Here is a 13,755-nt window from a genome sequence, read left to right on the forward strand (position 1 = left end):
CTACTTGCTCGCCTTGGCGCGTTCGATCGCGTCCATGATCATCTTCTTGGCGTATTTGGAATCGTGCCAGCCTTCGATCTTGACCCATTTGCCGGGCTCGAGATCCTTATAGTGCTCGAAGAAGTGCTGCACCTGCTGGCGGGTGATGTCGGGCAACTGCGTATACTCGGTGACGTTCTCGTAGCGCAGCGTCAGCTTGGGCGACGGCACGGCGATGATCTTTTCGTCCTGACCGGCATTGTCTTCCATGATCAGCACGCCGATCGGCCTGACATTGATGACGCAGCCCGGCACCAGTGCGCGCGTGTTGCAGACCAGCACGTCGATCGGATCGCCATCGCCCGACAGCGTGTGCGGCACGAAGCCGTAATTGCCGGGATAGCGCATCGAGGTGTGCAGGAAGCGGTCGACGAACAAGGTGCCGGCCTCCTTGTCCATCTCGTACTTGATCGGCTCGCCGCCGATCGGCACCTCGATAATGACGTTGACGTCCTCAGGCGGGTTCTTTCCGCTGGCTATGGCTTCGATGCGCATGGCTTTTGTCCCTCTCTCGATGGGGAGGAGATAGCGGGCGGCGCAGAATGGCGCAATGCGGTGAATGGTGCTGACCGGCGTCGGGCGAGACGCGATGGCACCCGACACGTTCAATCATCGGAACAAGATGTTTCAGCGTCGTGATTTCGCGTTGGATACATCCCGTGAGCCTGCTTCGCTCTCCGCGATCAGCCCTCGGCGGTCATTCCCAGACGAAAGCGACCTTCTTCAGCGCTTTCTGCTCGAAGATCTCGACGCCCTCGGCGATGTCGCGGCCGCCGGCGCCGGCATAGAAGGCGAGCGCGCTCTGGTTGTCTTCCAGCGCCCACACCACCATACCTTTCAGGCCATGGTCGGCAAGGCGCGCCTTGGCGGCCGAAAACAGCCGCCTGCCGAGGCCGATGCCTTGATATTCCGGGCGCAGGTAGAGTTCGTAGATCTCGCCTTGCTGCTTGAGTTCCCGGGCCCGGTTCTTGCCGATCGTCGCGTAGCCGGCGATCGTGCCGCCGATCTCGACCACCAGGACGGTGGCGGCACGGCGAATCGCATTCGCCCACCAGTCGGCGCCACGGCGGTTGATCATCGATGTCAGCGTGCGGTGCGGAATGATGCCGGAATAGGCGCCGCGCCAGGCTTCCAGATGCACCTCGGCGATAGCGCCAGCGTCGCGCGGCTCTGCCTTCCGGATGTCGATCGTCAGCGTATTCATGATTTGTTAACCATAAACCCGCATCGGCCGATTGCAAGAGTCCGGGCAGCCCGCCAACCGCTTTCTCACAGACGATCATGGTAGGTGACATCGTGCAAAGCCCGTCCGGAAACAGGCCGGATCGGCAAGCAATATCGACGGCAGGCGCTTAGATTTCGACCAGATGGTCGTCAAGCTCGTTGGTGTCGCCGGACGTGACCGGGAAATGCTCGGCCAGCACCGCGCCCACCTGCTCGATCGCCTTGACGAAACCGTCGGCAAGCCGGTCGTTGCCGGCATGCGCGGTCAAGTCGCGCACCACGCCGTCCCAGACATGCTGGCCGACCTTGGCGTCGATGCCCGAATCCGCGACCACCTCGGCATAGCGCTCGGCGATCGAGACGAAGACCAGCACGCCGGTGCGCGCCGCGGTGCGGTGGACGTTGCGGGCGAGGAACTGCTTGATCGCATTGGCGTGTGCCGCCTGATAGCGCAGCCGCCGTGGCACCATGTGGATGCGCAAGCCGGGCAGCGCCCACAGCAGGGCCAGCACGCAGGCCAGCGCCAAAAGCTGGGCGAGGACGAAATGCGGCAGCCGGATGGTGAGCCACCAGGCCTCCAGCCCATAGGCGACGGCGAGGCTGACGACCAGCATGCACAGCGTCGCCATCAAGGCGGCGGGGGCGAAATAGCCGTCGCTGGCATGCGCCACGACACAGTAGATCTCGCCGTCGGTCCTGGTTTCCGCGGCGCGGATCGCATCGGCGATGCGCTCATGATCCTGCGGGCTGATCGGTCGTGTTGCCATTGTCTCACCAGCTTCCTGAAGAACCGCCACCACCGGACGAGCCGCCACCGCCCGAAAATCCGCCGCCGCCGCTGCTCGATCCCGAGGACCAGCCGCCGCCGGAACTTCCCGACGACCAGCCGCCACCCGACGAGCCCGTTGTCCAGACGTTGGTGCCCGAGGATCCGCTCGGGCCTCGGCCATAACGAAACGTCATGCCCAGCCATCTATACACGCCCGGCGACAGTTTCGTGCCGAACATCGGCGGCAGGAATGCCAGCGCCAGGCCACCGAAGAACATCGTCGCCCATAGGATCAGGAACACCGAGGCAATCGGGTCGATGGATGTGCCGCTGTCGGCGGGATTGCGTTTTCCCCGCGCTTCCAGTTCCTCCGGATTGCCTTCGAGCACCATGACCATGTCGTCGACGGCCTTGCTGATGCCGCCGGAAAAATCTCCGGCGCGGAAGGCCGGCACCATGTCGTTTTCGATGATCAGCTTGGTGTGCAGGTCGGTCAGCGTGCCTTCCAGCCCGTAGCCGACCTCGATGCGCATCTTGCGGTCGTTCGGCGCGACCAGCAAAAGCACGCCGTTGTTTTCCTTTGCCTGGCCGAGCTTCCAGAAGCGGAACAGCCGGTTGGCATAGGGCTCGATCTCCTCGCCGCCGAGGCTGGGGATCGTGGCGACGACGATCTGGTCGGAGCCCTTGGTCTCGAAGTCGGCGAGCTTCTGCGTCAGCGCCGCCTTGGTACCGGCATCGATGATACCGGCATTGTCGACCACCCGCCCGGTCAGAGCAGGCAGTTCGGCGGCGAAGGCGCTGAGCAAGGCAAACAGCAGCGCCACCACGGACATCAGCGCAAGGCGCAACCCCTTGACGAAATGACCGGATATCGAAAAAGCGAGGGCGGGCCTTGTCATGGGCTCACCAGCTGCCGGATGAGCCGCCGCCGCCGGACGAACCGCCGCCGCCGGAAAAGCCACCGCCACCCGAAGACCAGCCACCGCCGGAACTACCCGAGGACCAGCCGCCGCTCGAGGATCGCCGGCCGGGCTCGAAGGTCATGCCGAGCCAGCGATAGCGTCCGGGCCCGAGCTTCTGGCCGAAGATCGGCGGCAGGATCGAGGCCGCGATGCTGCCGAAGAAGATGACTGCCCAGATGCTGATGAAAATGGCGAAGAACAGGTCGTCGGAATTGAACGGCGCCTGCTGGTTGCGTTTTCCCCGCGCTTCCAGCTCCTCCGGATTGCCTTCGAGCACCATGACCATGTCGTCGACGGCCTTGCTGATGCCGCCGGAAAAATCTCCGGCGCGGAAGGCCGGCACCATGTCGTTTTCGATGATCAGCTTGGTGTGCAGGTCGGTCAGCGTGCCTTCCAGCCCGTAGCCGACCTCGATGCGCATCTTGCGGTCGTTCGGCGCGACCAGCAAAAGCACGCCGTTGTTTTCCTTTGCCTGGCCGAGCTTCCAGAAGCGGAACAGCCGGTTGGCATAAGGTTCGATCTCCTCGCCGCCGAGGCTGGGGATGGTGGCGACGACGATCTGGTCGGAGCCCTTGGTCTCGAAGTCGGCGAGCTTCTGCGTCAGCGCGGCCTTGGTCGCGGCATCGATGATGCCCGCATTGTCGACCACTCGGCCGGTAAGGGCAGGCAGTTCGGCGGCGAAGGCGGTTGGCGGAAGGACAAAGAGAAGGAAGAAAACTAGGGCAAGAATATTGAGGTTGGCGTTTCTTCGCACCCCCCTCTGGCCTGCCGGCCATCTCCCCCGCAAGGGGGGAGATTGGCAGCTTCGCTGTTGGCGCGAACCTTCAAACGCCGAAGATTGGCGAAAGCCTAAGCGACAACCGATCTCCCCCCTTGCGGGGGAGATGTCCGGCAGGACAGAGGGGGGTGTTTGCACGCCAGCGGTCCGTCTTGTGGTAAAGAGACGCTCAGCCGATTTCGCCTATCACCCGCCCTGCTTCGTGCCGAAATCCACCTTCGGCACCTGCATCTTGTCTTCGTCCACGGTGAAATTGGCGAACGGCTCGTTGCCGCGGAACCAGAAGGTCGCCCACAGCACCGACGGGAAGGTCCTCAGCGTCAGATTGTAGTCCCTGACCGCCTGGATATAGTCGCGGCGCGACACCGCGATGCGGTTTTCCGTGCCTTCGAGCTGCGCCTGCAGCGCCAGGAAGTTCTGGTTGGCCTTGAGATCCGGATAGGCTTCCGACACCGCGATCAGCCGCGACAGGGCGCTGGTCAGCCCGGCCTGGGCATCCTGGAACTTCTTGAGCGCTTCGGGATCCTTGAGCGTTTCCGGCGTCACCGTGATCTGCGTCGCCTTGGCGCGCGCCTCGACCACCGCGTCGAGCGTGTCCTTCTCATGCGAGGCGTAGCCCTTGACCGTCTCGACCAGGTTGGGGATGAGGTCGGCGCGGCGCTGGTACTGGTTCAGCACCTCGCTCCATGCCGCCCTGGCGTTTTCCTCCGCCGTCGGGATGGTGTTGTAGCCGCAGCCGGCAAGCAGCGGCAGCACGAAAGCCATCATCAGGAAGGCGGGAAGCGTGCGGAACATGGATGGTGAGGCAAGGCGCTGGGCAAGCATGATCGGTCCCTCGACAGAAGTTGCATGCGAAGCATTACCACAATCAGCGCGCAAGAAAACGACCTCGGCGGGAACGGGTTATCGCCACGTTACCATCGACCGCAAGACCCTGTAATAACTGGCAATATCCTATAATTGACAAGACGCTGTAATTGGCAGGGCGATCACGATAAGGTCGGCGGAAGGCAGGACACCATCATGGCCGGACGACAGGACAGCGACAACGAATCGCGCCGTATCCTCGAGCGCGTCGCGCAGGAGACCGATCCGTCCGGCACCTCGCTGGTGGCGCGGACCGCGAAAGGCGTGCGCGACCACGTCGCCGCCGCCGACGCCGACCGCGCGGACCCGGTCGAGGTCTGGGGTACGCGCATTGGCAGGATACTCGGCCTGCTTCTGGCGCTGGGCCTGATGGTCTGGCTCGTGCTTTTCCTCATCCGGGGCAGCTAGGAATCAAAAAACAATGAGCGCCGAAAAACCCGACGCGCCGCGCGCGGTCATCGTCATTTCGAGCCATGTCGCCCGTGGTTCGGTCGGCAACCGCGCCGCTGTCTTTGCCTTGGAGACGCTGGGGTTTCCGGTCTGGGCGGTGCCGACGGTCATCCTGCCCTGGCATCCCGGCCACGGGCGGGCGACACGCATCGTGCCGCCGCTCGACCAGTTCAAGGCGCTGATGGCCGACCTCGAGCGGGCGCCATGGCTGGGCGAGGTTGGCGCCGTGCTGTCAGGCTATCTCGGCGAGGCGGGCCAGGCCGAGGCCGTCGCCTCGCTGGTCGCCGCCGTCAAGGCCAGGACGCCTGACGCGGTCTATATCTGCGATCCGGTGATGGGCGATTCGGGCGGCCTCTATGTGCCCGAACCAACCGCGGCCGCCATGCGCGACCGGCTGATGCCGATCGCCGACATCGCCACCCCCAACCGCTACGAGCTGGAATGGATGGCCGGCGCGCCGCTTCCCGATCTCAAATCGGTGATCTCGGCCGCACTCCATGCCGGGCCGTCGACCATGCTGGTCACCTCGGCGCCGTCGATGATGACCGGTAGCACCGGCAATCTTTTGCTCGACGGCACCCAGGCGCTGCTTGCCGAGCACCGCTTGATCGACAAGCCGCCGAACGGTCTGGGCGACCTGACGGCGGCCGTCTACCTCGCCCGCATCCTCTCCGGCCAACCGGCGATCAAGGCCCTGCAGTCGACCACGGCGGCGGTCTACGAGATACTCGCGCGCACCGCCAAGCGCGGCGGCGACGAATTGCAGCTCGAAACCGACGCGCAGAGCCTGTCGCATCCGATGGCCATGGTGCAGCTGCGCCACCTCACGCATCCGGGGCGGGATCGCCTGGCGTGATCTCGACCGAGGTCGTTCTGGTCGGCGTAGACGGCTGCAAGGCCGGCTGGATCGCCGTGCGGTGCGCGCCGGGCGCGGTGCCTTCCGTCGAGGTCTTCGCCAGCTTCGCGGCGCTGCTCGCGGCCAATCCCGACAACGCCGTTGTCGCCGTCGACATGCCGATCGGCCTGCCCGAGTTTTCCAGCAAAAGCGGGCGCGGACCGGAAGCGCTGGTGCGGCCAATGCTCGGGCCACGCCAGTCCAGCGTCTTTTCGATCCCGTCCCGATCGGCGCTTTATGCAGACACCAGCGATTTCACCACGATCGAAGCCTGGTACGCCGCGCATATCAGGGCAAGCGAGGTGGCCAGGACCACATCCGATCCGCCGCGCGGCGTTTCGATCCAGGCCTTTGGCATCTTCTCGAAGATCCGCGAGATCGACGCCTTGCTGATCGCGCGGCCCGATCTGCGCGGCTGCGTCTTCGAATCGCATCCGGAAGTCGCCTTCTGCCGCCTGAACGACGACCAGGCGATGCGGCTGCCGAAGAAGATCAAGGGCAGCATCAATCCCGCCGGCGTGGCCGAACGCAAGGCGCTGCTGTGCCGGCACGGCTATGACATGGCCTTTCTCGACCAGGTGCCGCCGCGCGGCGCGGCCGCCGACGATTTTCTCGATGCCGCCGCGATGATGCTGATTGCCGGCCGCATCGCCAGCGGCAAGGCCAGGTCGTTTCCCAACCCGCCGCTCGTTGACGGTTTTGGCATACAGGTCGCCATCTGGGCATGACAGTATCAGCTGACGCCCCGCTTTGACGCATGGCATTTATGACTAGCCCCCACAATTCTGCATTGCTCGCAACAGGCTTTTACCGTTAGAGCCTTTCTCGACCGCAACGAGCTTCCGCCTCCAACTGGAAAGGCCTTAGCCGCCCATGCCGCATCTTCCCGACCACCTTCTCGCCGGCTATCGCAATTTCATGAACGGCCGTTATCTCACCGAGAGCGGCCGTTATCGCGAGCTCGCCCGGGAAGGGCAGGCTCCCGAGACCATGATCGTCGCCTGTTGCGACTCCCGCTCGGCCCCCGAAGCGATCTTCGACGCCGGACCCGGCGAGCTTTTCGTGCTGCGCAATGTCGGCAATCTCGTGCCGCCCTACGAGCCGGATGGCGAGTTCCACTCGACCTCGGCCGCGCTTGAATTCGCGGTGCAAAGCCTCAAGGTCAAGAACATCGTCGTCATGGGTCACGGTCGCTGCGGCGGCATCCGTGCCGCGCTCGATCCCAACTCTGCGCCGCTGTCGCCCGGCGACTTCATCGGCAAATGGATGAGCCTGATCGCGCCCGCCGCCGAGACCGTCTCGTCCAGCACCTTCATGACGACAACGGAGCGCCAGACCGCGCTCGAGCGCATCTCGATCCGCTATTCCATCGCCAATCTCAGGACCTTTCCTTGCGTCTCGATCCTGGAGAGCAAGGGGCGGCTGTCGCTGCATGGCGCCTGGTTCGACATTTCGACCGGCGAACTCTGGCTGATGAACAAGGACACCGGGGATTTCGAGCGGCCGGTGCTGGAATGAACGGGAAGGCGCGGCAGGTGGTAAACGTCCGGTCGGTCGTTTTCACGACCGTCGCGCTGCTGATCGCCATCATGGCCGCCCGCGCCGATGACCGCGCCATCATCAGCCGCTGGTATTCGGCGCTGCTGGTCGCCGACCGCACCGAACTCTCCGACCTGCTCGCCGACGACGTTCGCATCAAGCTCGACGACCTCGGCATCGTCCAGAACAAGCAGGAATTCATCGCCTCGATCGACGAATGGAGGGGCGCGGTCGCGGGTGCTGCGATCCGCCACCGGATCGAGAAGAGCGAGGCCGGCGTCACCACGGTCATCGCCTGCTACGACTTCCCCGGCAACGACATGCTGATGCATGAGACTTTCGCGGTCACCGACAACCGCATCATCGCCAGCTCACAAGCGGCGATCGCCGAAAACTGCGACGGCTTCTGAGGCGGCCGACTGCCATATTGCGGGGCCGAATGCCACGCCCTACATCGGTGACACCGAGCCAACCCTGCCACCCCACTTGCCATCACCAGCGAAAGACCCTCCATGCCCTCCACGAAAACCGTCGACCTCGCCGCCCATCCACTGACCGCGTGGCAAGGGCCGCTCGGCCTGCCCGATTTTGCCCATATCGGCGACGGCGATTTTTCCCCGGTCTTCGACGCCGCGCTGAAGGCGCATGAGGCCGAGATCGAAGCGATCGCCGGCAACAAGGAGGCGCCGACCATCGAGAACACGCTTGCCGCGCTGGAACTCGGCGGCGAGGCGCTCGATCACGTCTCGTCGATCTTCTGGTGCCGGGCCGGCGCCCACACCAACGAGGCGATCCAGGCGCTGGAGCGCGACATCTCGCCGAAGATGTCCAGGCACTTCTCGGCGATCTCGATGAACGAGAGGCTGTTTGCCCGCATCGACGACCTCTACCAGCGCCGCGAGAGCCTCAAGCTCGACGCCGAAACCCTGCGGGTCCTGGAAAAGACCTGGAAAGGCTTCGTCCGCTCCGGCGCCAGGCTCGACGCCGAGGGCAAGAAGCGGCTGGCGGCGATCAGCGAGGAACTGTCCTCGCTCGGCACGACTTTCGGCCAGAACATGCTGGCCGACGAGCGTGACTGGGCGCTGTTCCTCGACGAGGCCGACCTTGCCGGCCTGCCGGATTTCCTGAAGAGCGCCATGGCGGAAGCCGCCGAGATGCGCGGCCAGAAAGGCCGCTACGCCGTCACCCTGTCGCGCTCGATCTATGAGCCGTTCACGACCTTCTCGGAACGCCGCGATCTGCGCGAGATCGCCTTCCGCGCCTTCACCATGCGCGGCCAGAACGGCGGCGCCACCGACAACACTTCCGTGGTGCGCGACATGCTGAAGCTGCGCGCCGAAAAGGCGGGGCTGCTCGGCTACGCCTCCTTCGCCGCGCTGAAGCTCGACGACACCATGGCCAAGACGCCGAAGGCGGTGCACGCGCTGCTCGATCCGGTCTGGGAAAAGGCGCTGGAAAAGGCCGCCGCCGACCAGACCGAACTGCAGCGGCTGGCGGCGGAAGCCGGCAGCAACGAGAAATTCGCCGCCTGGGACTGGCGCTTCTACCAGGAGAAGCTGCGCGCCGAAAAGTTCGCTTTCGACGAGGCGGAGCTAAAACCGTATCTGCAGCTCGAGCGCGTCATCGATGCCTGCTTCGACGTGGCGACAAGACTGTTCGGCATAACCTTCGAGGAGAAGAAGGGCATTGCCGCCTGGCATCCCGACGCGCGTGTCTTCCTGGTGAAGAATGCCGACGGCAGCGAGCGCGGCCTGTTCCTTGCCGATTATTTCGCCCGGCCTTCGAAGCGCTCCGGCGCCTGGATGAGCGCGCTGAAGTCCGGCTACCGGCTCGGCCACGGCTCGAAGCCGGTGATCTACAACATCATGAACTTCGCCAAGCCGCCGGCGGGCGAAGCGGCATTGCTGTCGGTCGACGAGGCGAAGACGCTGTTCCACGAATTCGGCCATGCGCTGCACGGCATGCTGACCGACGTCACGTGGCCTTCGGTCGCCGGCACCTCGGTCAGCCGCGATTTCGTCGAACTGCCCTCGCAGCTTTACGAGCACTGGCTGACGGTGCCGGCGGTGCTGGAAAAGCACGCGCTGCATGTCAAGACTGGCAAGCCGATGCCGAAGGCGCTGCTCGACAAGATGCTGGCCGCGCGCACCTTCGGCGCCGGCTTCGCCACCGTCGAATTCACCGCTTCGGCCTTGATGGACATGGCCTATCACGCCCGGCCCGATGCCCCGGCGGAGCCGCTTCGTTTCGAAGCCGAAACGTTGGAGGAGCTCGACATGCCGGACACCATAGCGATGCGCCACCGCACCCCGCATTTCGGCCATGTCTTTTCAGGCGACGGCTATTCGGCCGGCTACTATTCCTACATGTGGTCCGAGGTGCTCGACGCCGATGCATTTGCCGCCTTCGAGGAGACTGGTGACCCTTTCAACCCGGCGCTCGCCGAGCGGCTGCGGAAAAACATCTACGCCGCCGGCGGCTCGAAGGACCCGGAAGAGCTTTACACCGCGTTCCGCGGCAAGATGCCTTCGCCCGAAGCGATGATGGTGAAGCGGGGTTTGGTGTGATTAGCCGATCTCCCCCCTCGTGGGGGAGATGGCCGGCAGGCCAGAGGGGGGCGCTGTCCCGCCGGCCTGTCAGCAAAAAGATCAGCGATCTTCGTTCGATTTCTTGCCTGCATGACTAGTGAGGTCGCGATCCTTCGCGCCCCCCTCTGCCCTGCCGGGCATCTCCCCCACAGGGGGGGAGATTGGCAGCTTCCAAGGATCAGCCACCCTCGGCCACACCGGCCGCGTCAGCTTCTTGTAAGCGGTCACCGCCGGATTGCTGGGATACGAACTCGGCGCCGAGACATAGATGATCTCGGCGGCGATCGGCTCGAAGCCGGCGTAGAAATGGTTTGTCGACTTGATCAAGAGCACGTCCTTGCTCATCGGATCGACACCGATGTTGGAAAAAATGTCCGGCTCGAAGGTTTGCGTGCGGTTGGTGTTGAGGATGATGTCAACCTCGGTGCCTTCGATGCGGACCAGTGCCGCCGGTCCGAGCGTCACCCGGCTTGGGCCGAAACTCTGCCATCCCTCCGGAACCGCCTTCAGCACCTTGACGCGCGCGTCGATCGGCTCGCCCGCCAACGGCCCGGCCTTGCCGCCGAAGCGCAGGTCGATGACGGCACCCTCGCCCGCGGCCTGGCAGAAGGTTACCGCGATCGGGTCCCAGATCGTCGCCACGCCGACATTCTTCAAGCCGCGTTCCAGCATGGTGCGCAGCACGACGGTGCCATCGCCGGCAACGCCGCCACCGGGATTGTCCCAGATATCGGCGATGACCACCGGCCTGTCCTGTCTTTCGGCCCGCACGGCCAAGGCGCGATCGATGCCGTCGGCGGTATCGAGCATCGTCATCGCCGTCTTCTCGCGCATGGCATAGAGTTCCCGCCCCAGCCGTTCCGCCAGCGCATCGCCCTTTTCCTTGTCATTGTCGGTGACGACCAGGATGCGCGTGCCCATCTCGGGAACATCCGCCGCCATGAAGCCGTGGATGACCGAGACCGACAGCACGCCATCCTTGCCCTGCAGCGCGTTGATGCGGTCGACAAAGGAGCGCATCGGCTCGCGGCTGGTCGGCAAAACCTGGATCATACGGCAGTCGAAGGTCGAGATGACCGGCTCGATCTCGCCGCGCGCCGCGGCCAGCCCGAGCTCGACGACATGCTCGCCGCGTTCGTAGAAATCGGTGTGCGGGAATTCCAGGAAATAGGCCATGATATCGGAGGCCGCCACGCGCTTGGGCGTCAGATGGCTGTGCGGATCGAACTCGGAGGCGATCACCACGTCAGGCCCGACGATCGCCCGCACATTTTCCAGCAGATCGCCTTCGCAATCGTCGTAACCTTGCGCCACCATGGCGCCGTGCAGTCCGAGGATGACCGCATCGACCGGCAGTGCTGCCTTTAACTGGTCGAGAATCTCATCACGCAGCGCCTCATAGGTCTGCCGCTGCACCAACCCGCCGGGCTCGGCCCAGGTGGCGGTGCCTTCGATCACGGTCAGCCCCTCGGAGGCCGCGCGCCGGCGCAAGGCGACGATCGGCGAGGAGCACAGCGTCGGCGTCTCCGGATGCTTGCCCGGCCCGGCATAGAAGGCCATCTCGAACGAGGCCCGGTCCGTCGGCACCGGCGAGAAGGTGTTGGTTTCCGTCGCCAGCGAGGCGGTGAAGATGCGCATGGAAGCTCCAGGGATGGACTTTTTGTTTTCGCAATTCCGGACGCAAAACCGCTGCACCCTTTTCCTGGAATTGCTGGGATTGCTATTTAACGGCTCCGAGCGCCAGCCCGCGAACGAGGTAGCGCTGCAGCCAGACGAACAGGATCGCCACCGGCAGCGTCGCCAGCAGCGTCGCCGCCATGACGTGATGCCACTCGATCGTGTAGCGGCCGGCGACCAGCGAGAACACCTGGATCGGCAGCGTATAGCTTTCCTGGCTGCGCAGCATGGTGAGCGCGACGACGAACTCATTCCAGGCGTTGATGAAGGTGAAGATCGCTGTCACCGCGATTGCCGGCAGGCAGAGCGGCAGGAACACTTTTCGCAACGTCAGCCAGCGGCCGGCACCCTCCATCCAGGCCGCCTCCTCGAGATCGCGTGGAATCGTGTCGAAATAGCTCTGCAGCATCCACACCGTGAAGGCGACGTTGAAGGCCATGTAGATGAAGCCGAGCGCCGTCGTCGATTCGACCAGCCCCCAGGCGGCCATCAGCCGGAACAGGCCGAGCACCAGCACGATCGGCGAGATCATCTGCGAGATCAGCAGGAACTGGCGGAAGGCGCCGTAACCGGCAAAGCGGAAGCGCGACATGGCATAGGCCGCGGGCACCGAGATCAGGATCGCGCCGACCGTGGCGATGACCGAGACGTAGAGCGAATTGGCCAGCGCCTGGCCGAAGCCGGTCGCCACCCACATGTCGGAGAAATTCGACCAACGGAACTCGCTCGGCCACCATGTCGGCGACAGCACCTCCTGCCGCGGCTTGACTGCGGTCAGGAACATCACCGCGAAGGGAAAGATCGTCACCACGATCAAGGGCGACAGCAGCAGCCATGCGATGACGGTGCGTTTGAATTTACTCGTCATGCGCGCTGCTCCCGCATCGCCAGCCGCACATAGATCATGGTGAAGATGAGCAATATGGCGAACATCACCAACGACACCGCCGAGGCCTCGCCCAGCTTGCCGATGCGGAAGGCGAGCTTGTAGAGATGAGTGACCAGGATGTCGGTCGAGTTGGCCGGCCCGCCTTGCGTCATCACCCAGATGATCGGGAAGGAATTGAAGACGTAGATGGTGTTGAGCACGATGGCGATGTTGATGAATGGCTTCAACAGCGGAAAGGTGATCTCGCGGAACTGCTGCAGGGGTGTCGCCCCTTCGAGAGCCGCCGCCTCGTAGAGATCGTCTGATATCGACGACAGCCCGCCGAGGAAGATCGTCGTGGTGAACGGCACGGTCACCAGTATGCCGATCAGCACCTGCATCGGAAAGGCTGTCTCGGCCTGCGCCAGCCACTGGATGTTGTGGTCGATCAGGCCGAGCCCGATCAGCGCCGAATTCAGCATGCCGCTTTCACCGCTCAGCGCCCAGCGCCACACCACCGCCGTCATGGTCAGCGATACCGCCCAGGGCAGCATGATGATGACGCGGGCAATGCCGCGGCCATAGAAATCGGTATTGAGGATCATCGCCACCGGAACCGACAGCAACAGCGCCCCGCCAACCACCAGCACGGTCCACAGCCCCGTGCGCCAGAGCGCGGCGATGAAATCGGGATCGGCCGTGAGCGCGGCAAAATTGGTCAGGCCCGAGAAATCGCGCAACTGGCCAAAGCGGCTGACGTCATGCGTCGAGATCTGGATCAGGTCCCAGACCGGCCAGAAGATGACGACCGCCGCCAGGAACAGGCTGGGCAAGGTCAGGAGATAGGGCAGGAAGCGATTTTGCATCGGTTGGCTTTGTACCGCGTTGCGGGAGATTGGATTTCGCTGGCTTAACAGATTGACTTGGTCCGGCCTCGTTCTTTTCAGGACACCGCTTCAGAATTGCTTGCAATCGTAAGCGTCGCCCTCATCTGCCTGCCCGTCCTCCGCGACAGTTGCGGAAGGGGCTCTTCCTCTCCCCCGTCGACCGGGGGAGAGGTGGGGGGGGGGGGGGGGGGGGGGGGGGGGGGGGGGGGGGG

At 64.3% G+C, this 13,755-nt stretch carries 15 protein-coding genes; 6 read left to right on the forward strand and 9 right to left on the reverse strand.

The window, feature by feature from the left end; all coding sequences use genetic code 11:
* The 6 genes from ppa to LB577_RS13155 all read right to left on the reverse strand — a co-directional run bounded on the left by ppa (nucleotide 1) and on the right by LB577_RS13155 (nucleotide 4,597).
* Entirely contained in the window at nucleotides 1-534 is a 534-nt protein-coding gene (gene ppa / locus LB577_RS13130; RefSeq protein ID WP_013892387.1) for an inorganic diphosphatase, read from the reverse strand.
* Nucleotides 535-736: 202 nt separating this feature from the next.
* The gene (locus LB577_RS13135) at nucleotides 737-1,243 is read right to left on the reverse strand and encodes a GNAT family N-acetyltransferase (RefSeq protein ID WP_013892386.1); all 507 of its coding nucleotides are present in this window, start codon (nucleotides 1,241-1,243) and stop codon (nucleotides 737-739) included.
* Between the two features lie 148 nt (nucleotides 1,244-1,391).
* Nucleotides 1,392-2,030: a TPM domain-containing protein gene (locus LB577_RS13140; protein WP_224687006.1), complete on the reverse strand. Its 639-nt coding sequence runs from the start codon at nucleotides 2,028-2,030 to the stop codon at nucleotides 1,392-1,394.
* A gap of 4 nt (nucleotides 2,031-2,034) precedes the next feature.
* Entirely contained in the window at nucleotides 2,035-2,931 is an 897-nt protein-coding gene (locus tag LB577_RS13145; RefSeq protein ID WP_411969253.1) for a TPM domain-containing protein, read from the reverse strand.
* A gap of 4 nt (nucleotides 2,932-2,935) precedes the next feature.
* A complete protein-coding gene (locus tag LB577_RS13150) occupies nucleotides 2,936-3,781 on the reverse strand; it encodes a TPM domain-containing protein (RefSeq protein ID WP_263496036.1) in 846 nt (281 codons plus the stop codon).
* A 177-nt stretch (nucleotides 3,782-3,958) separates the two neighbouring features.
* Nucleotides 3,959-4,597, reverse strand: a complete 639-nt coding sequence (locus LB577_RS13155) for a LemA family protein (protein ID WP_224687008.1) — start codon at nucleotides 4,595-4,597, stop codon at nucleotides 3,959-3,961.
* A gap of 198 nt (nucleotides 4,598-4,795) precedes the next feature.
* On the opposite strand from LB577_RS13155, the gene LB577_RS13160 reads away from it, so the two are divergent.
* From LB577_RS13160 to LB577_RS13185, 6 genes are all read left to right on the forward strand, one after another.
* Nucleotides 4,796-5,047 carry a hypothetical protein gene (locus LB577_RS13160; RefSeq protein WP_013892381.1) on the forward strand — a complete coding sequence of 84 codons (252 nt, stop codon included), beginning with the start codon at nucleotides 4,796-4,798 and terminating at the stop codon, nucleotides 5,045-5,047.
* A gap of 13 nt (nucleotides 5,048-5,060) precedes the next feature.
* On the forward strand, nucleotides 5,061-5,945 hold the full coding sequence (gene pdxY, locus LB577_RS13165) for a pyridoxal kinase PdxY (RefSeq protein ID WP_023766004.1): 885 nt from the start codon (nucleotides 5,061-5,063) through the stop codon (nucleotides 5,943-5,945).
* Entirely contained in the window at nucleotides 5,942-6,712 is a 771-nt protein-coding gene (locus tag LB577_RS13170) for a DUF429 domain-containing protein (protein WP_224687009.1), read from the forward strand. Before pdxY ends, LB577_RS13170 begins: the two co-directional genes overlap by 4 nt.
* A 145-nt stretch (nucleotides 6,713-6,857) precedes the next feature.
* Complete coding sequence (locus LB577_RS13175; protein WP_224687010.1) at nucleotides 6,858-7,502, forward strand: carbonic anhydrase; 645 nt, start codon at nucleotides 6,858-6,860, stop codon at nucleotides 7,500-7,502.
* A complete protein-coding gene (locus LB577_RS13180) occupies nucleotides 7,499-7,933 on the forward strand; it encodes a nuclear transport factor 2 family protein (RefSeq protein WP_224687011.1) in 435 nt (144 codons plus the stop codon). The genes LB577_RS13175 and LB577_RS13180 overlap by 4 nt, the downstream gene beginning before the upstream one ends.
* Nucleotides 7,934-8,035: 102 nt before the next feature.
* Nucleotides 8,036-10,090, forward strand: a complete 2,055-nt coding sequence (locus LB577_RS13185) for a M3 family metallopeptidase (protein WP_224687012.1) — start codon at nucleotides 8,036-8,038, stop codon at nucleotides 10,088-10,090.
* An 81-nt stretch (nucleotides 10,091-10,171) separates the two neighbouring features.
* On the opposite strand, the gene LB577_RS13190 is transcribed toward LB577_RS13185, so the two are convergent.
* From LB577_RS13190 to LB577_RS13200, 3 genes are all read right to left on the reverse strand, one after another.
* The gene (locus LB577_RS13190; RefSeq protein ID WP_224687013.1) at nucleotides 10,172-11,749 is read right to left on the reverse strand and encodes a M81 family metallopeptidase; all 1,578 of its coding nucleotides are present in this window, start codon (nucleotides 11,747-11,749) and stop codon (nucleotides 10,172-10,174) included.
* 82 nt (nucleotides 11,750-11,831) lie between these two features.
* On the reverse strand, nucleotides 11,832-12,656 hold the full coding sequence (locus tag LB577_RS13195; protein WP_224687014.1) for a carbohydrate ABC transporter permease: 825 nt from the start codon (nucleotides 12,654-12,656) through the stop codon (nucleotides 11,832-11,834).
* The gene (locus LB577_RS13200) at nucleotides 12,653-13,522 is read right to left on the reverse strand and encodes a carbohydrate ABC transporter permease (protein WP_023765997.1); all 870 of its coding nucleotides are present in this window, start codon (nucleotides 13,520-13,522) and stop codon (nucleotides 12,653-12,655) included. Before LB577_RS13200 ends, LB577_RS13195 begins: the two co-directional genes overlap by 4 nt.
* Nucleotides 13,523-13,755 lie beyond the last annotated feature (233 nt).

Source organism: Mesorhizobium sp. B283B1A (assembly GCF_020165735.1).
Classification (GTDB): Bacteria; Pseudomonadota; Alphaproteobacteria; order Rhizobiales; family Rhizobiaceae; genus Mesorhizobium; species Mesorhizobium opportunistum.